We start from the raw sequence: 24,975 nt of genomic DNA, 5'->3' as shown, positions 1-24,975 counted from the left end.
TCTTACAGGGAGATCCCGGATTTTTTTTGTGTTCTACATCACAAGCGAAATCACTTTAATGGCGCGGCGCGGTTCAACTAACTTCCTGGCGAGTCGATGAATGGGCCATATGCCCACTGCCTCAGGGGAGTCGCATGGAGTTTCTTGTTGCCGCCGTCGTGCTCGTGGGCGCGATTTCCGTGGTGAACATCCTGCTCACGGTGGGTGTGGTCGCACGGCTCAAGGAGCACACGGCTCTGCTGGCGCGGTCCGGTCATGGGGCCGCGGCCGTTCTGGGCGTCGGGGAAATGGTGCCCGAATTCACCACCACGACCGTGCGGGGCGAGACGCTCACGACCGGCTCACTGGGCGAGGAGACCCTGGTCGGATTCTTCTCCCCCTCCTGTGATCCCTGTAAGGAACTGGTGCCGGAATTCCTTGTGCACGCCCAGGTCGCGGGCGATCGTCAGGGCCGTCCCGTGGCCGTGGTCGTCGGAAAGGACGAGGGCGCGGCGGAATTCGCCGCCCGGCTGTCCGAAGTGGCCACGGTGGTCGTCGAGGACCTCAGGGGCCCGGTCAGCGGGGCGTTCGGCGTCAGCGCCTTCCCCTCCCTCGTGCTGGTGGCGCCCGAGGGCGGCGGCGTCGCCGTCAGGGAGCTCGAGCCGAAGCTGCTGACGCCGCAGGGAAGCTGATCCCCGCCCATGCCGAAGCGCCTGATCCGGCAGACGGCCGACGCGTTCTCCTACCCGGCCGAGGCGGCCCCGGCCGGTCTCGTCCTGTACGTGGTCCTCACGGTTGTCGGTTCCGCCGCCCCCGTGGTGATCGCGTGGTTCACCAAGGCCGTCATCGACGGCCTGACCGAGGGAGGGGACGCCGGCTCGCTCCTCGGATACGCCCTCGGCCTCGGCGTCGCGGGCCTGGTCGCGGCGGCACTGCCGCTCGGAACCGAGTACCTCGCCGTCCATCTGGAGCGTGAGGTCGGGGTCCTCACCCAGGACCGTCTCTTCACCGCCGTGGGGGAGTTCGTCGGGCTCGGCCGGTTCGAGGACCCGAGCTTCCTCGAGCGGCTGCGCCTGGCCCAGCAGGCCGCCAGCGGTGCGCCGATCAGGGTCGTCACCGGAGTCCTCGCCATCGCCAGGCACGTGACGACCGTCGCCGGATTCCTCGTCACCCTCTTCCTGATCAACCCCTGGATGGCGGCCCTGGTGCTCTTCTCGGGGGTGCCGATGCTCGTCTCGGAGTTGGCGATGGCGCGCCGCCGGGTGCGGATGTACTGGGACATCGGGCCCACCGAGCGCAGAGAGTTCTTCTACGGCCAGCTGCTCGCCGGCGTGGAGGCCGCCAAGGAGGTCAGGCTCTTCGATCTGGGTGCTTTCTTCCGCGCGCGGATGCTCAGCGAGCGCCGCACGGCGAACAGCGCCAAGCGGGCGGTGGACCTCCGCGAGATGTCCCTCCAGATCGGTCTCGGCCTGATGGCCGCGACGGTGGGCGGGGCGGGCCTCATCTGGGCCATCTCGGCGGCCGCGCGCGGACGGCTCACGCCGGGCGACGTGACGGTGTTCGTCGCCGCAGTCGCCGGAGTCCAGACGGGACTCGCCGGGATCGCCGGCGGCATCGCGGGCTGCCAGGAGTCCCTGGGCATGTTCGACCATTTCCGGTCGGTGACGACCGCGGGACCGGAACTCCCCGTCGCGAAGGACCCGCGGCCCCTCGACTCGCTGCTCACGGAGGGCATCGAACTCCACGATGTCTGGTTCCGCTACTCCGACGAGCACGACTGGGTGCTGAAGGGCGTGAACCTCCGGATCGCCAAGGGGGAGACCGTCGCCCTGGTTGGGCTCAACGGCGCGGGAAAGTCGACGCTGGTCAATCTCCTGTGCCGCTTCTACGACCCGACGAAGGGCTCCGTCACCTGGGGCGGCGTCGACGTCCGCGACGCCGACGCCGGGGATCTGCGCCGCCGGATCTGCGCGGTCTTCCAGGACTACATGTCCTACGACCTCAGCGCCCAGGACAACATCGGCCTCGGAGACCTCGGCAGGCTCGACGACCTCGAGGCGATCGCCGCCGCGGCGGAGCGCGCGGGCATCCACGGCAAGCTGGCCGGTCTGCCCCGCGGATACCGGACGCTGCTGACGCGGATGTTCTTCATGGAGGGCCGCGATGACGAGGGCCCCGACCAGGGCGTCGTCCTGTCCGGAGGGCAATGGCAGCGGCTGGCCCTGGCCCGGGCCCTCCTGCGGGACGACCCGGACCTGATGATCCTCGACGAGCCGTCGTCGGGGCTCGACGCCGAGGCCGAGGCCGAGATCCACGCCTCGCTCGGCCGCCATCGGGCCGGGCGCACCAGCCTGCTGATCTCCCACCGGCTCGGCGCCGTGCGCGGCGCGGACCGCATCGTCGTGCTCTCCGGTGGCGTCATCACCGAGGAGGGCGACCACCAGACGCTGATCGACGGGGCGGGGGAGTACGCCCGCCTGTTCGCCCTCCAGGCGTCGGGATACGGCGCGGAACACTGAAGACCGGGAGTGAACCCAAGGTGTGGCAGCTCGTCTTCGTCTCCTCCACCGCGGCCGTGGCCGTCGTCTCCGGTCTGGGGGCGGCGGCGGCCGCGGTGGGCAGGCGCAGGTACGTCGCGGTGACGGTCAGCGGGGCCAGCATGGAGCCGAGTTTCCACCACGGTGACCGGGTGCTCGTCCGGCGAGGCAGGACGGGGACGCCGGGCCAGGTGGTCGTGGCCGAGCATCCCGTCATGGGCCGGCCGTGGGCCGAGCCGCCGCTGTCCGGCTCCGCCTCCGTCCGTGCTCTCGCCGGGCGTTCGTGGATGATCAAGAGGGTCGTCGCGGTGGAGGGCGACCCGGTTCCCCGGCTCGACGTCCTGGCCGCGGCCGGGGAGGGCCGGGTACCGCCCGGCAGCCTGGTGCTCATCGGGGACAACGCCGAGGCGAGCGCGGACTCGCGGTTCTTCGGTTACTTCCCGGCGGAGCGCGTTCTCGGCGTCGCGGTGCGGAGGCTCGGCTGATCGCCGGGTCATGCCGGGCGGGTGGCGGAGAGCGTGCGGACGGCGACGCCCAGGACGTCCGCGGCGGCGAAGTAGCCGAGGAACCGCGAGTCGAGACTCGCCTCCGGGTGGTCCCCGAGGACGACGAGCTTCCCCTCGGGCACCCGGCCGTCGTCGCCGTCCAGGCCGCTGATCGCCGGAACGGGGCCGCCCTCGACCGCCGCGACCCGCTTGAGCGCGAGGACCCGGTCGGCCAGCAGGCGTTCCGGCGCGGGTGCCGGGGCTCCGGGCAGGTGCCCGCTGGGGTCGAAGAGGGGCTGGCGGACGAGGACGACCTGGCCGGGCCGGACGCCGCCGGTCCGCCTGACCAGCACCCTGTCGCCGTCCCGGTAGGCCGGCTCCATGCTGGAGCCCGTCACCGTGATCACGAGATGGGAACTCGCGAGCCAGGCCACGAGCACGATCGCCGTCAGCAGGCCGCCGACGCAGAGCGAGATCGCCACGGACATCTTCCGCTCCTCCCTGGGAAGCGGCCGGGCGGGACACCTCGGGGCGCCCGCCCGGCCGCGCCGGTCATGTCAGCAGGAACCGCACTTGCCGGTGGAGATCGTCCGGCACTGGGGGGACCAGTAGGTGCAGCACTGGACCTTCGAGCGCATGTACGTCGGACCGGCGCACTGGTAGCAGGGGTAGGCGATGTAGCACTCCGCGGCGGCGGCCGCCTTCTTCGGCACGACGACGCTCAGCATTCCGTCGGCCATTCTTTCGAGCAGTTTCATTCTTGCCCTTCTTTTCGGCGGAATCCCCGGTCAGATGAACCGGGGATTGTTCTCCTTCACCGTCAGTTCACCCGGTGCACCGGGCCCGACGCGCACGAAGGAGGGGAATGCGGTCACGGCCATGAGGGCCGCGATCTCGGCGGCGTCGTCGTCCGCCACCACCTTGGTGAGTGGTCTGAGGGCGTCGGTGAAAGGAGCGGTGTCCCCGGGGTCGCCCAGAATGATCGCCACCGGTCTCGTCTCTCCGGCCGGAAGCGCGCGGATGTGCTCGGCGAATGCGGGGAGTTTCTGCCGGCACGGAGCGCAGTCCGCGGACAGGAACGCGATCCAGGTGTCCTGCGGGAGCAGGTCGTCGCGGTCGAAGGAGTCTCCGTCGACGGTGGTGACGAGAAAGTCGCCGACCGTTTCGCCGAGGAAGGGCCGCAATGGCTCGCCCTCGTCCCAGGCGCTGCGGGCGGCCAGCAGATCGGTGTGTTCCCTGAGTCTTCTGACGACCCCGAAGGTCAGAAGCAGATTGAGCGCCGCGGCGAGGCCGACGATCGCTGTGATCATGACGTGCATGGTGGTCCTCCTTGGGCGAGGCGGATTTACCGGGAGCTCCGCAGGGGCGTGAACAGGGCGACCAGGTCGTCGAGGCGCGTGACCAGGAAGCCGGCCAGCAGGCCGGCCAGGCCTCCCACGAGGAGGGGTCCGGCGGTGAGGGCCCCTCCGGCGAGGGTGGCGGCGGCCCCCAGCAGCGCACAGAGCGCGAGGACCAGATTGCGCGCGACGTGCGGCGTCCCCAGCGGTGCTGAGGAAGCGCCGAAACATCGGCACGAGGTGTCGCCGCCGCTTCTGACGGAGACCTGGATCGCCAGGGCGAAGGCGACGAGCTGACCGGCCGCCATGACGCATCCGATCGCTCCCGTGAGGGTCGAGGGAATGGCCAGCAGGATCGCCGTCGATCCCTCGCAGGCGACGACGAGCATCGCGAATCGCGAGTTTCTGAAGGCGGCGGGAAGACCCATGGCGGTCATCGAGGAAACGAAGGACGCGAAGGAGTCGCGATCGGCGGCCTTACCTCTTACGGCCATGGCGAAGACGGCGAAGAGCAGTGCCCTTGACGTGATGCCGATATAGGTCATTGACAAGTGGGGTCCTCGGGCCGGGTCCGGTCGGAGCGACCGGCGGCTTATGCGACATTTGGTATTTCGATTATGTACGAATGTCGGGTGAGGGTGTCAAGACCTGAATGCGATTTATCGCCATTCGGTGGGTCATTGAAAGCGGAATTGCTTTCGCCATTCAGTGCTGCCCGGATGCTTTTCATGACGGGCGGTCCGGTGGCCGTGGCCGGCCGATCGGCGGGGGCGGGCGGCGCGGCGCCGCGCCGGGCGGGGAGGCCAGGGAAACAGAACAGCCGCCTCGGGAAACAAGGCGGCTGTTCGGTGAGTGCCCCGGGTGGGACTCGAACCCACAACAAGCGGGTTTTGAATCCGCGTCCTCTGCCAATTGGGATACCGAGGCCTGGCAGGCACCAGGGTACAGGTTCCCGGTAGTCTCGTGGGCGTGAGTGAGAGCGGTAGGCGAGTTGTCATTGCTGAGGACGAGGCCCTGATCCGGCTGGATCTCAAGGAGATGCTGGAGGAGGACGGGTACCGGGTCGTGGGCGAGGCCGGGGACGGTGAGACGGCCGTGAAGCTGGCCACCGAGTTGCGGCCCGATCTGGTGATCCTCGATGTGAAGATGCCCATTCTGGACGGGATCTCGGCGGCGGAGCGCATCGCCGGGGAACGGATCGCGCCGGTGGTGATGCTGACGGCGTTCTCGCAGCGGGAGCTGGTCGAGCGGGCGCGTGAGGCCGGGGCGATGGCCTATCTCGTGAAGCCGTTCCAGAAGGCCGATCTCATGCCCGCGATCGAGATGGCCGTTTCCCGGTACGACGAGATCAAGCAGCTCGAGAGCGAGGTCACCTCGCTGAAGGAGCGGCTCGAGACGCGGAAGATCGTCGACCGGGCGAAGGGGCATCTGCAGGCGGCGCACGGCTGGACCGAGCCCGAGGCGTTCCGCTGGATCCAGAAGACCTCGATGGATCGGCGTCTCACCATGCGGAAGGTCGCCGAGGCCGTTCTTGAGACGCCCGCCCCCGCGGCCGCCGGTGAGGGCTCTGGTGCGCCGGAAGGCCTGTGAGCCGTAGGTTTTGCACTGTTACATGCCCGTTTCGGAGGTTTTTGTTAGATTGCGGCAAGGTCACGAGTGTGCATCACGATGTGTGAAGGACCGGCTCTGATCTGGTGTTTGGCGGTCTAACTGAGTACGTTTCGGCCATCCAGTCCCATGCGAGCACCCGCATCGAAGCGGGAAAGGCTCAACGAAGGAGACCCGGCATGAAACGCGTTCCCCCCGTGATGCGCCTCCTGGCCGTCGCCGGCGCTGCGAGCCTCGTCCTGACCGCCTGCGGTGGCAGCGATGACAAGGACGGCGGCTCGCCGTCCGGTGGTGAGCTGAAGCTCGCCTTCATCGGCGCGCAGACCGGCCCGAACGCTCAGCTCGGCATCAACATCTCCAACGGCGTCGAGCTGGCGATCGCGCAGTACAACGCGACCAACCCGGCGAAGAAGGTCACGCTGGCGAAGTACGACACCAAGGGTGACCCGGCCGCCGCCCCGGCGCAGGCCGACACGCTCATCGAGGCGGAGCCGATCGGCATCATCGGCCCGGCGTTCTCCGGTGAGTCGAAGGCCGTCGTGCCGAAGTTCGAAGAGGCCAAGATCCCGAGCATCTCCCCGTCGGCCACCAGCACCAAGCTGGCCGCCAACGGCTGGAAGTACTGGCACCGCGTCATCACGAACGACGACTCGCAGGGCGCCGAGGACGCGAAGGCGATCCTCACTCAGCTCAAGGCCAAGAGCGTCTTCCTCGTCGACGACAACGAGGAGTACTCGATCGGCCTGGCCGGCAAGTTCGTCGAGGCCATCAAGGCCGGTGGCGTCACCCCGGGCACCGACAAGATCGACCCGAACGCCAACGACTACTCCTCGACGATCAACAAGATCAAGGCCGCCAAGCCCGACGTCGTGTTCTTCGCCGGCTACTACGCCGCGGGCGGCAAACTGCTCAAGCAGATGCGCGACGGCGGCGTGACCGCGAAGTTCTTCTCCGACGACGGCGCTCTGGACCAGGGCCTGATCGACGCCGCCGGTGCCAAGCAGGCCGAAGGCGCGATCATCTCCTGCGCCTGCCAGTCGGTGAACCCGACCGCCGACAACCCCGCCGTCGGCAAGTTCATCACCGACTACAAGGCGAAGTTCAACGCGGACCAGGGCACCTACTCCGCTGAGGGCTTCGACGTCGCGAACATCTACCTCGAGGGCATCAAGGCGGGCAACGACACGCCCGAGAAGCTCAACGAGTACCTGAAGACGGTCAACGTCAAGGGCATCTCCAAGCCGATCAAGTTCACCGAGACCGGTGAGATCGAGGACAAGTCGATCTTCTACTTCCTCGTGAAGAGCGGGAAGCTGGAGTTCGTCGGCGCGGCCGACAAGATCGCGTCCTAGTCAGCCTGATCGATTCTGGCGACAGGGGGCGGGACCCCGCACGGATCCCGCCCCCTGTTCCATACACAAGGACGTGTGGATGTTCGACGATTTCACCTCCAGTTTCTGGGCTAACACGATCGACGGCATGACCGTCGGCTCGATTTACGCCCTGGTGGCGCTGGGTTACACGATGGTGTACGGCGTCCTCCGGTTGATCAACTTCGCGCACTCTGAGATCTTCATGATCGGCACCTTCGGTGCTCTCGCGACCATGCAGATCACCGGTATCAACGGCCCCTTCACCGGGTTCGCCCTGGTGGCTGTCCTTCTGCTGTGCCTCGCCGGGTCGATGCTGGCCTCGGGTGGCGCCGCGGTGGCCTTGGAACGGATCGCCTATCGGCCGCTGCGGAAACGCGGGGCCTCACGGCTGGCGGCGTTGATCTCGGCGATCGGCGCTTCGCTGTTCCTTCAGGAGCTGTTCGCGACCGTCATCATCCCCAAGTGGTTCGCGCACGGGCGCGGCCGCGACACCCTCGGCCTCGCGCAGGCGGGCGGTGAGCCGCGCCGGTTGATGGACAAGGAGGTCCTGTTCAGCATCGGGTCCGGCGACGTCCGCAACGACAAGGTCCTGATCATCGTGGCGGCTCTCGCGATGATGATCATCTTGCAGCTCTTCGTGACGCGCTCCAAGCTGGGCCGCGGCATCCGCGCCACCGCGCAGGACCCGGAGACGGCCGTTCTGCTGGGCGTCAACATCGACCGGATCGTCGTCGTGACGTTCCTGATCGGTGGGCTGATGGCAGGAGCGGCGGCCTTCTTCTTCTTGTTGTTCTATGAGGTCACGAGTTACTTCATCGGGTTCATCCTGGGCATCAAGGCCTTCACGGCGGCGGTGCTGGGTGGCATCGGAAACCTGAAGGGGGCCTTGGTGGGCGGCTTCACCCTTGGCCTGGTCGAGAACTACGGCGCGAGCATCTTCGGGTCGGAGTGGAAGGACGTCATCGCCTTCACGATCCTGGTCATCGTCCTGATGTTCCGTCCGACGGGCATCCTCGGCGAGTCGCTTCAGCGGGCGCGCGCATGAGCGCCCGGAACGCGCTGGACGGCCTGCGGAGCACCGCGGCCGTGCCCGGCCAGAAGCTGAGCTCGTGGTGGGGCGGCGCGCCGGTCTACCAGCGTTACGCCGTCTACGTGCTGCTGTTCGTCGGTGCGCTCCTGCTGCCCTACAGCGGGCTCGCCCCGATCATGTCGCCGCACGCCAAGTGGTCGTCGATCCTGTTCTTCCCCATCGGCATCTACGTGCTGCTGGCCATCGGCCTGAACGTCGTGGTCGGCTACGCGGGCATGCTGGACCTGGGGTACGTCGCCTTCTGGGCGATCGGCGCCTACAGCATGGCCGACCTGTCGGTCCGCTACCACTGGACCTTCTGGGAGATCCTCCCGGTCGGCATCCTGATGGCGGCGATCTCGGGAATCATCCTGGGCGCGCCGACACTGCGGCTGCGCGGCGACTACCTGGCGATCGTCACGCTGGGCTTCGGTGAGATCATCCGGAAGGTCGCGGAGAACGCGGAGTACCTGGGTGAGACGCGCGGCATCAACAACGTGCCGCACCCGCCGGACATCACCGGCGTGAACATCGGCGGCGTGGACATCTTCGACTACGGCATCCGCGACGCCCGGCCGTACTACTACCTGCTCGTCGTGGTGATCACGCTCGTGATCATCATGGTGAAGCGGATGGAGCACAGCCGGATCGGACGCTCGTGGGCCGCGATCCGCGAGGACGAGGACGCCGCCGAGCTGATGGGCGTCCCGACGTTCAAGTTCAAGCTGCTGTCGTTCGCGATCGGCGCGGCCGTCGGCGGCGCCGCGGGCGTGGTGTGGGCCGCGAAGGTCTCCTTCGTCGCTCCGGCCGCGTTCCCGTTCATCCTCTCGGCGACGATCCTCGCCGCCGTCGTGCTGGGCGGCTCCGGCAACCTGCCGGGCGTCGTGCTGGGCGCGTTCATGGTGGCATGGCTGCCGGAACGCTTCCGCGGCGCCCAGGAGTACCGTGAGCTGATCTTCGGCGCGGTCCTGGTGGCGATGATGATCTGGCGTCCCGAGGGGCTCATCCCGTCGAGGCAGCGCAAGGCCGAGCTCGCGGAGGGCGGCGGCGGAAGCGGTCACCTCGGAGCCGAGGTCGCGGAGGTGTCCAAATGAGCGTCACCGACCAGGGCACCGCACCGGTGCTGCGTCTTCAGGGCCTCACGATGCGCTTCGGCGGCGTCGTGGCGCTGAACGGCGTCGAGCTGGACATCAACAAGGGCGAGATCTTCGCCCTGATCGGGCCGAACGGCGCGGGCAAGACCACGGTGTTCAACACGATCACCGGCGTCTACAAGCCCACCGAGGGCGCGATCCTGTTCAACGGCGCTCCCATCCAGGGCAAGAAGCGGTTCGAGGTCACCCAGGGCGGCATCGCCAGGACCTTCCAGAACATCCGGCTGTTCCACAACATGACGGCCGAGGAGAACGTGATGGTGGGCGCGGACGCGCACCACAAGTCCGGGTTCCTCAACGTCACGTTCGGGCTGCCGCTGTACCGGAAGGAGGAGCGCGACGCCAAGCAGCTGGCGGCGGAGCTGCTCGATTTCTGCGGGATCTCCGGCCGCAAGGGCGAGATGGCCAAGAACCTGCCCTACGGCGACCAGCGCAGGCTGGAGATCGCCCGGGCGCTGGCCACCGACCCGCAGCTGCTGCTGCTGGACGAGCCCGCCGCCGGCATGAACCCCGCGGAGAAGATCGAGCTGCAGGGGCTGATCCGGCGGATCCGCGACGCGGGCCGCACGGTCCTGCTGATCGAGCACGACATGAGCCTGGTGATGGGGATCAGCGACAGGATCGCGGTGCTGGACTTCGGCCAGAAGATCGCCGAGGGCCTGCCCCACGAGATCCAGCGGAACCCGAAGGTCATCGAGGCGTATCTGGGGGTGCCCGATGCTTCTTGAGCTGAGGGACATCAGCGTTCACTACGGCAAGATCGAGGCGCTCAAGGGCATCTCGGTCGAGGTCGCCGAGGGCGAGATCGTGACGCTCATCGGCGCGAACGGCGCCGGCAAGTCGACCACGCTGAAGACCATCTCGGGCCTGCGGCCGCTGTCGCGCGGCTCGGTCTGGTTCGACGGCCAGGACATCAGCAGGATGGCCGGCCACAAGCGCGTGGTCGCGGGCATCGGGCAGTCGCCCGAGGGCCGGGGCGTCTTCCCCGGCATGACGGTCCGCGAGAACCTGATGATGGGCGCCTACACCCGCAAGGGCGACCTCACCAAGGACATGGACGAGGTGTTCGGCCTGTTCGAGCGGCTCTCCGAGCGGCGCGACCAGATGGCGGGCACCATGTCGGGCGGTGAGCAGCAGATGGTCGCCATCGGCCGCGCCCTCATGGCCCGCCCGAAGGTCCTGCTGCTCGACGAGCCGTCGATGGGCCTGGCGCCGATGCTGGTCCAGCAGATCTTCTCGATCATCGAGGAGATCAACCGGCGCGGCACGACCGTCCTGCTGGTCGAGCAGAACGCCCAGCAGGCGCTCAAGCTCGCCCACCGGGCCTACGTGCTGGAGACGGGGCGCATCGTCAAGTCCGCCCCCGCCTCCGACCTGCTGGACGACCCCGAGGTCCGCGCCGCCTACCTGGGCGGCGACCTCGGCGACCCCGAGCCGCAGGACGTCCCGCCGGACGAGCCTCAGGACCGCCCGGAGACGGGCCCCGACCTGAGCAAGGGCTGACCGGCCTAGGGCACGGCCAGGGGCGCTCGCACTCCCGGATCCTCCGGGAGTGCGACGCCCAGGTCGGTGACCGGCTCGCCGTACAGCAGCAGTTCCTTCGGCCGTGCGGTGGCCGGTATGTCGTAGTAGAGGTCGAACTCGACCCTGTTGCCGGAGCCGAGGGACAGCCGGGTCGGCTGGCGCTTGATGCTGGTCGCCTGGCCGTCGATCTCCCACTGACGGCCGTCGGAAGTGACCAGGAGTTGTTTCCGCACGTCCAGGTCGTGGAAGGTCCGGTAGTGGTTGATCACCGCCAGCCGGACGAACACCACCTGCCCGTTCTTGGACGGCAGGTCGGCATGGCTCCCGATCACCGAGGTGATGCCGGTGGTCACTCCCAGCGGGATGAACTCGACGAGCCCGTCGCGGTAGCCCGACGGCTGCGGCGCCGGTGCCTTCGGCGAGCCTCCGCACCCCGCCGCGAGCGCCAGGACAAGGGCGAGCCGCATGATCCTCAGCATGAATTGACGTTAGATCGCACTATCAACGGGATAACAGTGACGTAGCGCGATCGGTACACAGTCTTCACCGGTTTGACCTGACCCGACGCAAAGATATTCTGCACGAACTCCGGATCTCTGGAGATCTGTACCGCCATTGGAGGAATGCCCTGTGATTTCCGGTTCTGTGGCCAGTCGCTCGATCGCCGTGGGCGCCCTGGTCCTCGTGGGCTCCCTCGGCCTCGCCGCCTGCGGAGAGAAGGACAAGGACGACGCCGCCGCCAAGCCCGCGATCACCGCGACCGGCGGTCCCGACACGGCACTCGCCGCCCAGGTCCCGGCCGACGTGAAGGCCGATGGCGTCATCAAGGTCGGCGTGGACTCCTCCTACGCCCCCAACGAGTATCTGGACACCGACGGCAAGACCGTCATCGGCTGGGACAAGGAACTCTTCGACGCCGTCGCCGCCAAGCTGGGGCTGAAGGCCGAGTTCGTCACCAGCTCCTTCACCGACATCGTTCCCGGCGTCTCCACCGCCGGGAAGTACGAGGTCGGTGTCTCCTCCTTCACGATCAACGCCGAGCGCCTCAAGCAGGTCTCGATGGTGAGCTACTACAGCGCCGGCACGCTCTGGTTCGCCAAGAACGGCGTCACCATCGACACCAAGGACGTCTGCGGCAAGAAGATCGCCGTCCAGACCGGCACGGTCCAGGACGAGGAGATGACCGCCAAGTCCAAGGAGTGCGAGAAGGCAGGCAAGCCGAAGATCACGATCGACAAGTACCAGAAGCAGGATCAGGCGACCGCCTCGGTCGCCTCCGGTAAGGACGAAGCGGGCCTGGCCGACTCCCCGATCGCGGCCTACGCGGTCAAGAAGTCCAACGGTGCGCTCGCCGCGGTCGGCGACATCTACGACGCCGCCCCCTACGGCTTCGTCGTGAAGAAGGGCTCCCCGCTGGCCGCCGCCATCGCGGGCGCCACCAAGGCGCTCATCGCCGACGGCACCTACAAGGCGATCCTCGAGAAGTGGGGCGTCGAGGGCGGCGCCCTGACCACCGACCCCGCGGTGGACCCGGAATCCTGATGACGCTGGACAAGTCGCCCGAACGGGCACGGCCTGAAGCCATTCAGGCCGTGCCCGTCCGGCACCCGGGCAGGTGGGTGGCGGTCGCGATCATCGCGATCCTGGCCGCCCAGTTCGTGCACATGCTGGTCACGAACAAGAACTTCCAGTGGTCGTTCATCGCCGACAACGCCTTCCGGCCGCCCGTCATCGAGGGCGTCCGGACGACGATCATCCTGACGATCCTGTCGATGGTCATCGGTGTGGCGCTGGGCGTCGTCATCGCGGTGATGCGCCTTTCGGACAACCCGGTCCTCCGCGGTGTGGGCTTCCTCTACACCTGGTTCTTCCGGGCCGTCCCGCGCATCGTGCTCATGGTCCTGTTCGGCAACATGGGCGTCCTGTACGCCGAGTACGGGTTCGGCCTGCCGTTCACCGCGCAGTTGTCGGACCTCATGGGCGTGGACATCCACGGCACGCTCTTCTCGATCGACGCCAACACGATCATGACCGGCTTCATGGCCGGCCTGCTCGCGCTGGCGCTGTCCGAGGCCGCCTACATGGCGGAGATCGTCCGGGCAGGCCTGCTGTCGGTGGACGAGGGCCAGACCGAGGCCGCCAGCGCCCTCGGCATGTCGAAGCTGCAGATCCTGCGCCGCATCGTGCTGCCGCAGGCGATGCGCGTGATCGTCCCGCCCACGGGCAACGAGACGATCTCCATGTTGAAGGACACCGCGCTGGTCGCCTACGTCCCGGTCACCAACGAGCTGTTCTTCCAGCTCCAGGCGGTCGGCGCACGGGAGTTCCAGCTGTTCCCGATGCTGGTCGCGGCCTGCCTCTGGTACATGGTGCTCACCACGGTCCTGATGATCGTCCAGTACTACATCGAGCGGTACTACGCGAAGGGGAGCACCCGATGACGGCGGAGACCCCCTCGGAGGTGCCGGCGGGCGTGATGGTCAAGGCCGACAACGTCCACAAGTACTTCGGCAAGGTCGAGGTCCTCAAGGGGATCGACCTGGAGGTGCGGGCCGGTGAGGTGATGTGCGTCGTCGGGCCGTCGGGCTCGGGCAAGTCGACCTTCCTGCGGTGCATCAACCACCTGGAGAAGGTCAGCGGCGGGCGGCTGTACGTCAACGGCCACCTCGTCGGCTACCGGGAGAAGAACGGGAAGCTCTACGAGCTCCGCGACCGCGAGGTCTCCGAGCAGCGCCGCGAGATCGGCATGGTCTTCCAGCGGTTCAACCTCTTCCCGCACATGACGGCGCTCGAGAACGTCATGGAGGCGCCCTGCCGGGTGAAGAAGCTGCCCAAGGCGCAGAGCAGGGCCCGGGCCGAGGAACTGCTCACCCGGGTCGGCCTCGGCGACAAGATGGGCAACTACCCCTCCCAGCTCTCGGGCGGGCAGCAGCAGCGCGTCGCGATCGCCCGTGCCCTCGCGATGGACCCGTCGCTGATGCTCTTCGACGAGCCGACCTCCGCGCTCGACCCCGAGCTGGTCGGCGAGGTCCTGGAGGTCATGAAGAGCCTCGCCGCGGACGGCATGACCATGGTCGTGGTCACCCACGAGATGGGCTTCGCCCGCGAGGTGGGCGACAGCCTGGTCTTCATGGACGGCGGCGTGGTCGTCGAACAGGGCGCCCCCCGCGAGGTCCTGGCCAACCCCCAGCACCCCAGGACCCGGGAGTTCCTCTCCAAGGTCCTGTAGCGGACATCCGAAAAGAAGAATGGGCCTGGAAGCCGCCTTTGGGGCCGCACACCCCTTCCCCGGTCGTATGCGTTATCTACTCAGCGGATTCCAGGCCCTTGGATGACACGGTAGCGACCGGGGAGGGTCCGGCGCAAAGCCTTCGGGCGACCGGGTACCAAACAGACCGAAACCCACAGGCTTATCCACAGCGAGGCCGTTGTTCCACAGGGTCATGCCCCGGATGCGGCGGTCATCCGAGACGGGTGAGGCGGTCCAGGACGGACGGGTCCTCCGGGGTCCTCTCGGGGGACAGGACGACCGGGCCGCCGCCGGTGTCCAGGGTGGCCGTGGCGGGACCGCTGAGCGCGATCCTGATCGGCACGGTCAGACCGGGCCAGCCGAGGACCGTGACGTCCGCTGGCGGGAGCAGCCGGGTGAGCCCGCCGAGCCCGTCGTCGAGCCAGCCGACCGGATCGCCCTTGGCGGCGAGGCGGTAGCCGGTGATCGCGGTTCTGGCCGACCGGATGAGCAGGCGGGCCGCCTCCAGGGCGGGAGCGGCGCCCAGCCCGGAAGGCTGGTGCATGACCGCACCGATGATCAGGGTGCTGGAGGTGCCCTCGGTCTCGCGCGAGGCGAACACGAAGTTGGCCCCCGCGACGCTGGTGTAGCCGGTCTTGCCGCCGATGACGCCGTCCTCGCCGAGGAGCTGGTTGCCCGCGGACTTGGGCTCGCCGCTGACGTCGGTGTAGGAGCGCAGGCTGACGATCTGCTCGAACTCCGGCAGCGCGAAGGCGGCCTTCAGCAGCTTGACCTGGTCGGCCGCCGTGCTGACGGTGGAGGGGTCGTAGCCGCTGGGGTCGGTGTAGGTGGTGGTGGTCATGCCGAGGTCGCGGGCGGCGCCGTTCATCTTCGCCAGGAAGGCGGCCTCGTCGCCGGAGTCCCAGCGGGCGATCTCGTGGGCGATGTTGTTGGCCGAGACGGTCATCAGCGCCTGGAGGGCCTTGCGGACCGTGAACGGCTCGTTCGGCTTCACGTCGATCAGCGACTCGTCGCGCTCCTTGCGCCAGTCGAGCCGGGCCGCCTCTTCGGGCGAGACGGTGAAGGTAGGGCCGTCGGCGCCCGCGCTGAGCGGATGGTCCCTGAGGAAGAGATAAGCCGTCATGACCTTCGCGACGCTCGCGGTGGGCGTCGGGGTCTGCGCCCCGGACGTGCCGAGCGACCCCAGCCCGCCCACGTCGACGGCCGCCTCACCGGTCTCGGGGAAGGGCAGCACGGGCGCGGTCCCGGGGAAGGTGTAGGAGGCCGCGACGAGCAGCCGCACCTTCGGATCGGGCACCGGCCGCACGAGCTGCACGGCCACGGCGGCCACCACGGCCAGCCCGATGATCAGTAGAACGATGCGACGCACGAGCCGACCCCCCGGTTTCCGAACGGAAACACGTTAGGCGACCATGTGGTCTAAATCGTCATGCTATGGGGCTATTTGTGGTGACCGCCACGGTGGCCGGGACGGGCTCGGGCCGTCAGTGCGCGGCGTCGTACCAGCTCCGTCCGTGGCCCATCGAGACCTCCAGCGGGGCGGTGAGGGCGTAGGCCGCCTCCATCTCCTTGCGGACCAGCGCCTGGAGCGGCTCCAGCTCGCCGGGGGAGACCTCGAAGATGAGCTCGTCGTGGACCTGGAGCAGCATCCGCGAGCTCAGCCCCGACGCCCTGAGCGCCGCGTCCACCTTGATCATCGCGACCTTGATGATGTCGGCGGCCGACCCCTGGATCGGGGCGTTGAGCGCCATCCGCTCGGCCATCTCGCGGCGCTGCCGGTTGTCGGAGTTGAGATCGGGCAGGTAGCGGCGGCGGCCGAGGATGGTCTCGGTGTAGCCGTCGCGGCGGGCCACGACGACCACGGAGGCGAGGTAGTCGCGGATGCCGCCGAAGACCTCGAAGTACTCCTCCTTGAGCTGCTTGGCCTCGCCGGGGGAGATCCGGAGCTGGCCGGCCAGGCCGAACTCCGACAGCCCGTAGGCCAGCCCGTAGTTCATCGCCTTGATCTTGCTGCGCAGCTCGGTCGTGACGCTCTCGGGCTCGACCGAGAACACCTTCGCCGCGGTGATCGTGTGGAAGTCGGCGCCCGACTCGAACGCCTCGATCAGCGCCCGGTCCCCGGACAGGTGGGCCATGATCCGCAGCTCGATCTGGCTGTAGTCCGCGGTCAGCAGGCACTCGTACCCCGCGCCCACGGTGAAGGCCTCGCGGATCTGGCGGCCCTCCTCGGTGCGGGCCGGGATGTTCTGCACGTTCGGGTCGGTCGAGGACAGGCGCCCGGTGGCCGCTACGGTCTGGTTGAAGGTCGTGTGGATCCGGCCGGTGTCGTCGGCCAGCGGGATCAGCGAGTCGACGATCGACTTCAGCTTCGCGACCTCGCGCCAGCGCAGGATCCGCTCCAGGACCGGATGCCCGTCGCGCTCCAGGAGCGTGGTCAGCGCCTCGGAGTCGGTCGTGTAGCCGGTCTTGGTCTTCTTGGTCTTCGGCAGGTTCAGCTCGTCGAACAGCACCTGCTGGACCTGCTTGGGGGACCCCAGGTTGAACTCGTGGCCGACCGCGTCGAACGCGCCCTGCTCGACCTCCTTGGCCTGCCCGCCGAGCGTGGCCGACAGCCCCGCGAGACGGTCGTTGTCGACCGCGATGCCCGCCTGCTCCATCCCGGCGAGGATGTCGAGCAGCGGCAGCTCCATCTCGCCGAGCAGCCGGGTCGCGCCCCGCCGCTCCAGCTCGCCGCTCAGCGCGTCGGCCAGGTCGACCACGGCCATCGCCCGGACGGCCAGCTCCTGGGCCGCCGAGTCCTCGTCACCGCCGTCCAGGCTGAGCTGGCCGGACTCCTCGGCCTCCTCGCGCAGCTCGCGGTGCAGGTAGCGCAGCACCTGCTCGCCCAGGTCGTAGGCCCGCTGGTCGGGGGCGACCAGGTAGGAGGCCAGCGCGGTGTCGGTGATCCCGGCCAGGGTGAGGCCGCGGGCCGCGAACGCCAGCAGCGGGCCCTTCGCGTCGTGCAGGATCTTGGTCGCTGCGGGGTCGGCGAGCCAGGCGGCCAGCGCGGACTCGTCCTCGGGCGTCAGGGCGGCGGGGTCGAAGTGGACGGCGGCGCCGTCACCCGCGGCCAGCGCGACGGCGCTGAGCTCGCCCGTGCCGCGCCCCCAGCGCCCCTGGACGGCCACGCCGGTGCGGCCGGAGTTCCCGTGCTCGGCCAGCCAGTCGCCGAGCGCTCCGGGCTCGGGCAGGGTCAGGTCGACGGCGAAGCCCTCCTCGGCCTCGACGACGTTCTCGCCGAGCGTGGTGAACAGCCGCTCGCGCAGCTCGCCCCGGAACTCCAGGGTGTCGAGCAGGGCCTGGATCTCCTCGCGCTGCCAGTCGCCGATGGTGAGGTCGGCGGGGGAGGCCTCCAGCGGGACGTCGCAGTCGAGCTTGTTGATCTGCTGGTTGCGCAGGACCGAGCCGAGGTGCTCGCGGAGGCTCTCGCCGGCCTTGCCCTTGATCTCGTCGACCCTGGCGACCAGGTTGTCGAGTCCGTCGTAGGCCGTCAGCCACTTGGCGGCGGTCTTGGGCCCCACGCCCGGCACGCCGGGCAGGTTGTCGCTGGACTCGCCGACCAGGGCCGCCAGCTCCCGGTAGCGCTGCGGGCCGACCCCGTACTTGGCCTCGACGGCCGCCGGGTCCATCCGGGCCAGCACCGAGACGCCCTTGACCGGGTACAGCACGGTCGTGTTGTCGTCGACGAGCTGGAAGGCGTCGCGGTCACCGGTGACGATCAGTACCTTCATGCCCTGCTCGGAGGCCTGCGTGGCCAGGGTCGCGATCAGGTCGTCGGCCTCGAACCCCGCCACCGACAGGTGCTGGATCCGCAGGGTGTCGAGCATCTCCCCGATCAGCTGCACCTGGGGCCGGAACTCGTCGGGGGTCTTGGCCCGCCCGGCCTTGTACTCGTCGTAGGCCGTGTGCCGGAAGGTCGGCTCCGAACGGTCGAAGGCGACCGCCACATGGGTGGGCTTCTCCTCGCGCAGCACGTTCACCAGCATCGAGGTGAAGCCGAACACCGCGTTGGTGTGCTGCCCCGTCGTCGTCGAGAAGTTCTCCACCGGAAGCGCGAAGAACGCCCGGTAGGCAAGGGAATGCCCGTCGAGCAGGAGCAGGGTCTGAGGGGTCGGTTCGGAGTTCGCCACGCTCAAAGCCTAGTCTCGACCTCGGACACTTTCCTTTCCGTTGTGGACAATGGCGCCGCGTGGCGCCCGGACGATTGCCAGGAGTTGACAGCGTGACGGATTCATCGGCCCTCGCAGGAGCGGACAACCCGCTCGGTGACCTCGCCAAGACCATGGGGATCGAGTTCATGGAGGCGAGCGCGGACAGGGTCGTCGGCCGGATGCCGGTCAAGGGCAACACCCAGCCCTACGGGATCCTGCACGGTGGGGCCTCCTGCGTCCTGGCCGAGACGCTCGGCTCCGTGGGCTCGGCCATCCACGCCGGTGAGGGGCGGATCGCGGTCGGCATCGAGATCAACGCCACCCATCACCGCAGCGCCTCCGAGGGCTATGTGACCGGGGTCGCGACCAGGCTGCACGGCGGCAGGTCGCTGGCGACCTTCGAGATCATCATCACCGACGAGCAGGACCGCAGGCTCTGCACCGCCCGCCTCACCTGCATGCTGCGCGACGTGCCTAAGTAAGACCCCTGGCCACGGCCCTGGCGAGATGCTCGACCGTGGTGATCCCCGACCCCATCGAGGAGTTGCGGCGGGAGATCACCGCGATCAGGTAGTCATGGCCGTGGCCCCTGACCCTGCCGACGGTGGTGATCGTCCAGCGGCCGCCGTCCACCGGGCGGGGCAGCCAGCCGTTCTTGAGGGCCACGTAGTCGCCCTTCTTCGCCGCCGCGCTCACGCCCCAGGACTGGGAGGCGGTCACGGTGTGCATGAGCCCCAGGGCGTACCTGCGGTTCGCCGGCTTGATCCTGCTCTTGGCCGAGGTGAAAGCCTTCAGCAGCCTGACCTGGTCGGCGGCGCTGGTCGTCGTCGCGCCCCAGGCGTAGGACGGCGTGGTCTGCTTCAGGCCCAGCCGCCTGTTGTAACGGACGAGCCCGCCGCGGCCGCCGACCAGGTTGAACAGCGAGGTCGCGGCGTCGTTGTCGCTGTAGCGGATCATCCGGCTCGCCAGGGCCCGCTCCGAGGAGGTCAGCGACCGGCCGCGGTCCTGGGCGCGCAGCAGCAGCGACGCCAGGATGTCGACCTTGACCACGCTGGCGGTCGCGGTCCGCAGCCCGCCGTTGTAGGTGTAGGAGCGGCCGGTCGTGAGATCGGTGACCGACACCGACGCCTGGCCGGACCGGCCCGCCATGTACTTCTTCAGGCTCTTGGCGAGGCTGGTCTCGAGGCTCGTGTCGATGTTCGTGGCCGTCACCCGGCCAGCGTCGCCTTCCGCGGCGTGTGCGGCAACCGGCGCGACGGCCACGGCCGCGGCCAGCGACAACGCGGTGATCCGGGGGAATCTCATGCCGGACAGCCTGCTCGGCGCGGATTAAACCAGTGTGAGTCCGGCACGACGACGATCTCATGGCGCTCTCAGTCGGCGATCACCGTCGCCCCAGACGCCGTCGGCAGCCTCATCGAACATGAAATCCCTCATCTCCCGCCGCGCCCTGGTGGTCAACGGCACGCTCGGCGTGCTGCTGACCGGCGGGGTCGGCCTCGCCTATGTGTCGCTCGGCGGCGACGGGGGCGGAGCGGCGGCGACGTCGTCCCGCACGGTCACCGTCGCGCGCGGCACCCTCGTCTCGACGGTGTCGGCTTCCGGCTCCATCGAGGCCGGGAAGTCCACCGCGCTCAGCTTCGGCGCCTCCGGGACCGTCGACGAGATCTACGTCAAGCTCGGCCAGAAGGTCAAGAAGGGCCAGAAGCTCGCCAGGCTCGACCAGACCGAGGCGCTGGAGGACCTGAAGTCGGCCCAGGCGTCCCTGGACGTCGCCGACGACTCCGACACCTCCACCTCGCAGGGCTACAGCACCTACGTGCAGGCCAAGAACGCCTATGACAAGGCCGTCAGGACGCTCGACGACACCGTGCTGACGGCCCCTTACGCCGGGACGGTCACCGCCGTCAACGGCGCCGAGGGCGGCAGTTCCAGCGGCGAGTCCAGCGCGAGCACCGGCACGGGGAGCACCTCCAGCACCTCGACGACCTCCAGCGGCTTCATGGAGCTGTCCGACACCTCCAAGTACAAGGTCGAGGGCTCCTTCACCGAGGCCGACACGACCAAGCTGAAGGTCGGCCAGAGCGCCGCGATCAGCTTCGACGCCCTGACCGGCGTCACCGCGACCGGCAAGGTCACCGACATCGACTCGCAGTCCACGACCTCGAACAACGTCGTCTCCTACACCGTGACCATCACCCTGAGCGGAAAGCCCGCCAAGGTCAGGCTCGGCCAGACGGCCAGCGCGGTCGTCACCACGGCTTCCAAGGACGACGCGCTCTACGTGCCGGCCGCGGCGGTCTCGACCGCGGGCGGCCAGAGCAGCGTGACCGTCCTGGAGAACGGCAAGGCCACGGTGAAGACCGTCCAGACGGGGATCACCGGCACGTCGGGCACGGAGATCACCTCTGGGCTCGAGGAGGGCGACACCGTCCAGATCGTCACCACCACGGGCGGCTCGTCCACGACCAACCAGCGCGGCGGCTTCGGAGGCGGAGGCGCGGGCGGGTTCGGCGGCGGCGGAACCGGCGGCGGCATGGGCGGGCCTCCCGGAGGCGGCCGATGAGCGCCCCCGTCCTGGACGTCCGGGACGTCACCAAGGTCTACGGCCAGGGCGACACGACCGTGCACGCCCTGCGCGGGGTCTCCCTGACGGTCGAACGCGGCGACTATGTCGCGATCATGGGCCAGTCGGGTTCCGGCAAGTCGACCCTGATGAACATCCTCGGCTGCCTCGACATCCCTTCGGAGGGCAGCTACCTGCTCGACGGCACCGACGTGGGCGTCCTGGACGAGCACCAGCTGTCCGTCCTGCGGAACCGGAAGATCGGGTTCATCTTCCAGAGCTTCAACCTGATCCCGCGGATGTCCGCACTGGCCAACGTCGAGCTGCCGCTCGCCTACGGGGGCGTCCGGCCGGCCGAGCGCAGGCGCAGGGCGGTCGCCGCGCTGGGCCTGGTCGGTCTCGGCGACCGGATGGGTCACGAGCCGAACGAGCTGTCCGGCGGCCAGCAGCAGCGCGTGGCCGTGGCCCGCGCCCTGGTGACCTCGCCCGCGCTGATGCTCGCCGACGAGCCGACGGGCAACCTGGACTCCCAGTCGACCCGCGACGTCCTCGACATCATGGACCAGATGTCGCTGTCGGGGCGGACCGTCGCCCTGATCACGCACGAGGACGAGGTCGCGGCCCGCGCCAAGCGGGTGATCCGGCTGGTCGACGGCGACGTCATCGACGACCGCCGCCAGGCGCCCGTCGAGGGCCCGCCGCCGAGCCTGCTGAGCGGGGGAGTGCGATGAGGCCCCTGGAGATCCTGCGGTTCGCGCTGCGCGGGCTGTCGGCGAACAAGCTGCGCAGCGGCCTGACGATGCTCGGCATCCTCATCGGCGTCGGCGCGGTCATCCTGCTGGTCGCGGTCGGCAACGGCTCGTCCGTCAAGATCAAGAGCAGCATCTCGTCGCTGGGGGCGGGGGCGCTGACCGTCTCCTCCTCCACCTCGCGTGCTTCGACCACGATGACCCAGGCGAAGAAGCTATCGGTCGCCGACGCGGGGGCCCTGGTGGACCCGGTGAACGCCCCGCACGTCAAGAGCTCGTCGCCGGTCGTCAACGCCTCCTCGGCCACCACGACCTACGGCAGCACCAGCCACTCCATCAGCCAGTTCGTCGGCACCTATCCCGGCTACTTCGAGGCGGCCAGCAAGAAGGTCGCCACCGGGCGGATGTTCACCGACGCCGAGGTGAAGTCCGGCGCCAAGGTCACCGTCATCGGGCAGACCGTGGTCGAGGACCTCTTCGGCCAGGTCGACCCGCTCGGCAAGAAGATCAACGTCAACGGCACCTACTTCACGGTCGTGGGCGTGCTGGCCGAGGCCGGATCGTCCTCGACCGGATTCCAGGACGCCGACGACGTGGCCGTCGCCCCGCTCACGGCCGTCCAGGGGACCCTGACCAGTTACGGCTCGGTCTCGCAGATCGTCGTGCAGGCCGTCTCGGCCGACGACGTGGACGCCGCGCAGGCCGAGGTCACCTCGGTGCTCAACCAGCGGCACGGGATCACCGGGACGACCTCGGACTTCCAGGTCTTCAACCAGGCCAGCCTCCAGTCGGCCGTCGCCGACTCGAGCGAGACCTTCACGGTGCTCCTCGGCGCGGTCGCGGCGATCTCGCTGCTGGTCGGCGGGATCGGGGTCACGAACATCATGCTCGTGACGGTCACGGAACGGACCCGTGAGATCGGCATCCGGAAGGCGATCGGCGCTCCGAAGGGGGCGATCCTCGGGCAGTTCATCGCTGAGGCGACGGTCCTGTCGCTCAGCGGCGGGGTGCTCGGCGTGCTCGCCGGGGTCGGCGGCAGCCAGTTCAAGATCGTGGGCGTCGAGCCCGTCATCGTGCCGTCGTCGATCGCGCTCGCCCTGGGCGTCTCGGTCGCGATCGGCCTGTTCTTCGGCAGTTACCCGGCCAACCGCGCCGCGGGACTGCGCCCCATCGAAGCCCTGCGACACCAGTAAGGAGGCGGAGTGATGAACAGGAAACGACACAGATCCGACGTCGCGACCGGCCCCGCGGAAACGGTCCCGGCGGACGCGGTCCTGGCGGAGTCGCCCTTCGACGGCGACCTCGACGCGCACCTCGCGGCGAAGCCCCAGAGGATGAGGCCGCCCGGCGCGACGGTCTACCTGACCGCGGGGATCGTCGCCGTAGCCGGGTTCCTCGGTGGCGTCCAGGCCCACAAGAGCTGGGGCTCGGACTCCGGCTCCGGGGGCGGCCAGGGCGGAACGCCGTCCGCGGCGCAGCGCCCCGGCGGCTTCGGCGGCTTCGGCGGAGGCCAGAACGGCGGCCAGTCCGGCGGTGGTCTCACCACCGGAACGGTCACCAAGGTCGAGGGCGGCTACGTCTACCTCAAGACCTCCGACGGCAAGACCGTCAAGATCAAGACCAGCGGTTCCACCAAGATCACCCTCAGCGAGTCGGGCAAGGTCACCGACCTCAAGAGCGGATCGAACATCGTCGTGCGCGGAGAGACCGGCAGCGACGGCACCCTCACGGCCACCACGGTCACCGAGGGATCAGGCATGGGTGGATCAGGCACCGGTGGATCCGGCACGGGCGGCCCGCCCTCGACGAACGGAAACTGACATGAAGTCCCTCACCAAGCTCCTCGCCGTCCCCGCCGTCGCGGGCTCCCTGCTGCTGGCCGCCGCGTGCGGCGGCTCGGACTCCGGCTCCGGGTCGGGCGGCACGTCCGGCGACGACCCGATGGCGGCCTTCACCGCCTGCCTGAAGGAGAACGGCGTCACCATGCCCGACCGCGGGCAGGGCGGCGCCGGGGGCGACGGCACCCGGCCGACCGGCCGTCCGAGCGGGCAGCCGACCGGCCGTCCGTCCGGGCAGCCCAGCGGGCGCCCCTCGATGTCGGCCGAGCAGCAGAAGGCCATGCAGGCGTGCGCCTCCCTCCGCCCGGACGGCGGCCAGGGCGGACCCGGCCAGGGCGGCGGCCCCGGCGGGGGCGGGCAGCCCTCGTCCCAGCCGACCGGCTGATTAAGCCCATTCTCAGAGAGGTACTGAAGGCTCACCGCCATGGGATCGTTGAACAGGAAGAAGACCGCCATCGCCGGCGGTGTGCTGGGGATCGCCCTGGTGGGCGCGGGCGTCGCGGTGTTCGGCGGCGGTGACGGCTCATCCCCGGCCACCGCCGCCGCGACCCCGGACCCGGGCGTGTCCGCCGCGGCCGTCGCCGCCTCGGGGAGCGTCTCGGCCTCCGGGACGGTCGAGGCCGCCCGTGTCCGCGACCTGTCGTTCACGACCGCCGGGACGGTCACCGTCCTGAACGTCGAGGCCGGTGACAAGGTCGGCAAGGGCGACGTCATCGCGCGGGTCGACTCCACCGAGGCCCAGCAGAACGTCCACGCCGCCTACCTCGGCCTCACCGAGGCGGGCGACGCGCTGGACAAGGCCGGGGCCAAGTCCACGAGCGACACCGCCTACAAGTCGGCCTACGCCAAGTACGTGCAGGCCAGGAACGCCTACAACAAGGCCGACCGCGCCCTGACCGGCACGAAGATCGTCGCCCCGTTCGCCGGGACCGTCACCGCGGTCTCGGCGACCAAGGGCGCCGAGGCCCAGGCGGGGACATCGGTCGTGACGCTCACCGACCTGAGCGACCTCACGGTCACCGCCGACTTCACCGAGGCCGACACCACCCGCCTCAAGAAGGGTCAGAAGGCCTCGGTGACCTTCGACTCGCTGGGCAAGACCGTCACCGGCGAAGTCGTGTCGATCGCGCCGGTCCCGGTCAGCTCGACCAGCGAGACCACCGCCCAGGGCCCGCAGACCCAGTCGTCCACGACGGTCGTCCAGTACGCCGTCGGGATCGAGCTGAGCAGCGTTCCCGCCAAGGCCAGAGCGGGGCAGGGCGTGACGGTAGAGGTCAAGATCTGATGAAACGCGCAGGTCTCATGAATCTCTCATA

The 24,975-nt window shown here is 69.0% G+C and carries 27 protein-coding genes and 1 tRNA gene; 19 read left to right on the top strand and 9 right to left on the bottom strand.

Going from position 1 to position 24,975, the window contains the following annotated elements; translation table 11 throughout:
• The first annotated feature begins 134 nt into the window (after positions 1 to 134).
• From ABD785_RS15415 to ABD785_RS15405, 3 genes are read left to right on the top strand one after another with little or no spacing between them, the layout of a single operon-like run.
• The gene (locus ABD785_RS15415) at positions 135 to 671 is read left to right on the top strand and encodes a TlpA family protein disulfide reductase (protein WP_344828387.1); all 537 of its coding nucleotides are present in this window, start codon (positions 135 to 137) and stop codon (positions 669 to 671) included.
• 9 nt (positions 672 to 680) lie between these two features.
• Positions 681 to 2,498: an ABC transporter ATP-binding protein gene (locus ABD785_RS15410; RefSeq protein ID WP_344828384.1), complete on the top strand. Its 1,818-nt coding sequence runs from the start codon at positions 681 to 683 to the stop codon at positions 2,496 to 2,498.
• Positions 2,499 to 2,518: 20 nt separating this feature from the next.
• Positions 2,519 to 3,001: a S26 family signal peptidase gene (locus ABD785_RS15405; RefSeq protein WP_344828381.1), complete on the top strand. Its 483-nt coding sequence runs from the start codon at positions 2,519 to 2,521 to the stop codon at positions 2,999 to 3,001.
• A gap of 8 nt (positions 3,002 to 3,009) precedes the next feature.
• Here the strand turns inward: ABD785_RS15405 and ABD785_RS15400 are convergent, their stop codons facing one another.
• From ABD785_RS15400 to ABD785_RS15380, 5 genes are all read right to left on the bottom strand, one after another.
• Complete coding sequence (locus tag ABD785_RS15400; protein WP_344828378.1) at positions 3,010 to 3,489, bottom strand: S26 family signal peptidase; 480 nt, start codon at positions 3,487 to 3,489, stop codon at positions 3,010 to 3,012.
• 69 nt (positions 3,490 to 3,558) lie between these two features.
• Complete coding sequence (locus tag ABD785_RS15395; protein WP_344828375.1) at positions 3,559 to 3,759, bottom strand: hypothetical protein; 201 nt, start codon at positions 3,757 to 3,759, stop codon at positions 3,559 to 3,561.
• Between the two features lie 30 nt (positions 3,760 to 3,789).
• A complete protein-coding gene (locus tag ABD785_RS15390; RefSeq protein ID WP_344828372.1) occupies positions 3,790 to 4,320 on the bottom strand; it encodes a hypothetical protein in 531 nt (176 codons plus the stop codon).
• 26 nt (positions 4,321 to 4,346) lie between these two features.
• Positions 4,347 to 4,883: a MauE/DoxX family redox-associated membrane protein gene (locus ABD785_RS15385; RefSeq protein ID WP_344828542.1), complete on the bottom strand. Its 537-nt coding sequence runs from the start codon at positions 4,881 to 4,883 to the stop codon at positions 4,347 to 4,349.
• A gap of 308 nt (positions 4,884 to 5,191) precedes the next feature.
• Positions 5,192 to 5,265: transfer RNA gene (locus ABD785_RS15380), tRNA-Leu, on the bottom strand.
• Between the two features lie 36 nt (positions 5,266 to 5,301).
• On the opposite strand from ABD785_RS15380, the gene ABD785_RS15375 reads away from it, so the two are divergent.
• The 6 genes from ABD785_RS15375 to ABD785_RS15350 all read left to right on the top strand — a co-directional run bounded on the left by ABD785_RS15375 (position 5,302) and on the right by ABD785_RS15350 (position 11,045).
• Positions 5,302 to 5,928, top strand: coding sequence for an ANTAR domain-containing response regulator (locus ABD785_RS15375; RefSeq protein ID WP_344828369.1), 627 nt, complete (start codon positions 5,302 to 5,304; stop codon positions 5,926 to 5,928).
• Positions 5,929 to 6,125: 197 nt separating this feature from the next.
• The gene (locus ABD785_RS15370; protein WP_344828366.1) at positions 6,126 to 7,298 is read left to right on the top strand and encodes a branched-chain amino acid ABC transporter substrate-binding protein; all 1,173 of its coding nucleotides are present in this window, start codon (positions 6,126 to 6,128) and stop codon (positions 7,296 to 7,298) included.
• A gap of 79 nt (positions 7,299 to 7,377) precedes the next feature.
• Positions 7,378 to 8,364 carry a branched-chain amino acid ABC transporter permease gene (locus tag ABD785_RS15365; RefSeq protein WP_344828539.1) on the top strand — a complete coding sequence of 329 codons (987 nt, stop codon included), beginning with the start codon at positions 7,378 to 7,380 and terminating at the stop codon, positions 8,362 to 8,364.
• A complete protein-coding gene (locus tag ABD785_RS15360; RefSeq protein WP_344828363.1) occupies positions 8,361 to 9,482 on the top strand; it encodes a branched-chain amino acid ABC transporter permease in 1,122 nt (373 codons plus the stop codon). Before ABD785_RS15365 ends, ABD785_RS15360 begins: the two co-directional genes overlap by 4 nt.
• Positions 9,479 to 10,270, top strand: a complete 792-nt coding sequence (locus tag ABD785_RS15355) for an ABC transporter ATP-binding protein (RefSeq protein ID WP_344828360.1) — start codon at positions 9,479 to 9,481, stop codon at positions 10,268 to 10,270. The genes ABD785_RS15360 and ABD785_RS15355 overlap by 4 nt, the downstream gene beginning before the upstream one ends.
• A complete protein-coding gene (locus ABD785_RS15350) occupies positions 10,260 to 11,045 on the top strand; it encodes an ABC transporter ATP-binding protein (RefSeq protein WP_344828357.1) in 786 nt (261 codons plus the stop codon). The genes ABD785_RS15355 and ABD785_RS15350 overlap by 11 nt, the downstream gene beginning before the upstream one ends.
• A gap of 5 nt (positions 11,046 to 11,050) precedes the next feature.
• Here the strand turns inward: ABD785_RS15350 and ABD785_RS15345 are convergent, their stop codons facing one another.
• Positions 11,051 to 11,545 carry a DUF4352 domain-containing protein gene (locus ABD785_RS15345; protein WP_344828354.1) on the bottom strand — a complete coding sequence of 165 codons (495 nt, stop codon included), beginning with the start codon at positions 11,543 to 11,545 and terminating at the stop codon, positions 11,051 to 11,053.
• 166 nt (positions 11,546 to 11,711) lie between these two features.
• Between ABD785_RS15345 and ABD785_RS15340 the strand changes: the two genes are divergently transcribed.
• The 3 genes from ABD785_RS15340 to ABD785_RS15330 are packed head-to-tail and all read left to right on the top strand — an operon-like array spanning position 11,712 to position 14,295.
• Positions 11,712 to 12,608 carry an ABC transporter substrate-binding protein gene (locus tag ABD785_RS15340; RefSeq protein WP_344828351.1) on the top strand — a complete coding sequence of 299 codons (897 nt, stop codon included), beginning with the start codon at positions 11,712 to 11,714 and terminating at the stop codon, positions 12,606 to 12,608.
• Positions 12,608 to 13,507 carry an amino acid ABC transporter permease gene (locus ABD785_RS15335; RefSeq protein ID WP_344828348.1) on the top strand — a complete coding sequence of 300 codons (900 nt, stop codon included), beginning with the start codon at positions 12,608 to 12,610 and terminating at the stop codon, positions 13,505 to 13,507. The genes ABD785_RS15340 and ABD785_RS15335 overlap by 1 nt, the downstream gene beginning before the upstream one ends.
• Entirely contained in the window at positions 13,504 to 14,295 is a 792-nt protein-coding gene (locus tag ABD785_RS15330; protein WP_344828345.1) for an amino acid ABC transporter ATP-binding protein, read from the top strand. Before ABD785_RS15335 ends, ABD785_RS15330 begins: the two co-directional genes overlap by 4 nt.
• A 232-nt stretch (positions 14,296 to 14,527) precedes the next feature.
• Here the strand turns inward: ABD785_RS15330 and ABD785_RS15325 are convergent, their stop codons facing one another.
• On the bottom strand, positions 14,528 to 15,685 hold the full coding sequence (locus ABD785_RS15325) for a D-alanyl-D-alanine carboxypeptidase family protein (RefSeq protein ID WP_344828342.1): 1,158 nt from the start codon (positions 15,683 to 15,685) through the stop codon (positions 14,528 to 14,530).
• A 115-nt stretch (positions 15,686 to 15,800) separates the two neighbouring features.
• Positions 15,801 to 18,485, bottom strand: coding sequence for a DNA polymerase I (gene polA / locus ABD785_RS15320; protein WP_344828340.1), 2,685 nt, complete (start codon positions 18,483 to 18,485; stop codon positions 15,801 to 15,803).
• A 152-nt stretch (positions 18,486 to 18,637) separates the two neighbouring features.
• Here polA and ABD785_RS15315 point away from each other — a divergent pair, with 152 nt between their 5' ends.
• Complete coding sequence (locus ABD785_RS15315) at positions 18,638 to 18,988, top strand: PaaI family thioesterase (protein WP_344828536.1); 351 nt, start codon at positions 18,638 to 18,640, stop codon at positions 18,986 to 18,988.
• On the opposite strand, the gene ABD785_RS15310 is transcribed toward ABD785_RS15315, so the two are convergent.
• Positions 18,981 to 19,811, bottom strand: coding sequence for a serine hydrolase (locus tag ABD785_RS15310; protein ID WP_344828337.1), 831 nt, complete (start codon positions 19,809 to 19,811; stop codon positions 18,981 to 18,983). The two genes, ABD785_RS15315 and ABD785_RS15310, sit on opposite strands and share 8 nt — an antisense overlap.
• Positions 19,812 to 19,929: 118 nt before the next feature.
• Between ABD785_RS15310 and ABD785_RS15305 the strand changes: the two genes are divergently transcribed.
• From ABD785_RS15305 to ABD785_RS15280, 6 genes are read left to right on the top strand one after another with little or no spacing between them, the layout of a single operon-like run.
• Entirely contained in the window at positions 19,930 to 21,072 is a 1,143-nt protein-coding gene (locus ABD785_RS15305; RefSeq protein ID WP_344828333.1) for an efflux RND transporter periplasmic adaptor subunit, read from the top strand.
• Positions 21,069 to 21,803: an ABC transporter ATP-binding protein gene (locus ABD785_RS15300; protein ID WP_344828330.1), complete on the top strand. Its 735-nt coding sequence runs from the start codon at positions 21,069 to 21,071 to the stop codon at positions 21,801 to 21,803. The genes ABD785_RS15305 and ABD785_RS15300 overlap by 4 nt, the downstream gene beginning before the upstream one ends.
• Entirely contained in the window at positions 21,800 to 23,014 is a 1,215-nt protein-coding gene (locus tag ABD785_RS15295) for an ABC transporter permease (protein WP_344828327.1), read from the top strand. Before ABD785_RS15300 ends, ABD785_RS15295 begins: the two co-directional genes overlap by 4 nt.
• A gap of 12 nt (positions 23,015 to 23,026) precedes the next feature.
• Positions 23,027 to 23,641 (top strand): hypothetical protein, encoded by a 615-nt coding sequence (locus ABD785_RS15290; RefSeq protein WP_344828324.1) that lies wholly within the window; start codon positions 23,027 to 23,029, stop codon positions 23,639 to 23,641.
• 1 nt (position 23,642) lies between these two features.
• A complete protein-coding gene (locus ABD785_RS15285; protein ID WP_344828321.1) occupies positions 23,643 to 24,044 on the top strand; it encodes a hypothetical protein in 402 nt (133 codons plus the stop codon).
• 39 nt (positions 24,045 to 24,083) lie between these two features.
• Positions 24,084 to 24,944 carry an efflux RND transporter periplasmic adaptor subunit gene (locus ABD785_RS15280; protein WP_344828317.1) on the top strand — a complete coding sequence of 287 codons (861 nt, stop codon included), beginning with the start codon at positions 24,084 to 24,086 and terminating at the stop codon, positions 24,942 to 24,944.
• The last annotated feature ends 31 nt before the right edge of the window (positions 24,945 to 24,975 follow it).

It is taken from the genome of Actinocorallia longicatena (assembly GCF_039534125.1).
In the GTDB taxonomy this organism is placed as follows: Bacteria; Actinomycetota; Actinomycetes; order Streptosporangiales; family Streptosporangiaceae; genus Actinocorallia; species Actinocorallia longicatena.
This window is presented reverse-complemented; position numbering and strand designations above follow the sequence as displayed.